The sequence below is a fragment of the Olavius algarvensis spirochete endosymbiont genome, from assembly GCA_900608495.1.
Taxonomy (GTDB): Bacteria; Spirochaetota; Spirochaetia; order DSM-2461; family DSM-2461; genus UBA2779.
The window spans coordinates 1-356 of sequence record UWYT01000142.1; the positions used below are offsets into that span (position 1 = coordinate 1).

The following is a 356-nucleotide window of genomic DNA, read 5'->3' on the forward strand; positions in this document are numbered from 1 at the left end:
GGCTCTTAACTGGTATGCCTATGTGAGCAACAACCCCGTGAAGTATGTGGATCCGACGGGGATGAAAATAAGAATCAAAGGAAGTAGAGCTTTTCGGAAAAAGGTTCGGAAAGCACTAAGAAAGATTAGAAGCAAGCCAGAAGGTAAAAAGCTAGTCAAAAATTTGAGAAAATCTAAAAATAAGCATGTAATTAGAGAACGTCCTGATGATCTTAATAGTAATGCTACACAACCTGATAGTTCGGATGGATACGAAAAAAGTCCAGACACACCAGGTTCGGGATCAGGCTCCACTATTTTGTTTGATCCTGATGATCCAATAGGGGGGAAAAATTCTGAAGGTAAAAGAGAGAGAC

The 356-nt window shown here is 40.2% G+C and carries 1 protein-coding gene; it reads left to right on the forward strand.

All coding sequences use genetic code 11. From position 1 onward, the window contains the following. Positions 1–61: 61 nt before the first annotated feature. Positions 62–356: M91 family zinc metallopeptidase (locus tag S1OALGB6SA_RS03915; protein ID WP_148084019.1), on the forward strand; the 295-nt coding region annotated here is incomplete at its 3' end.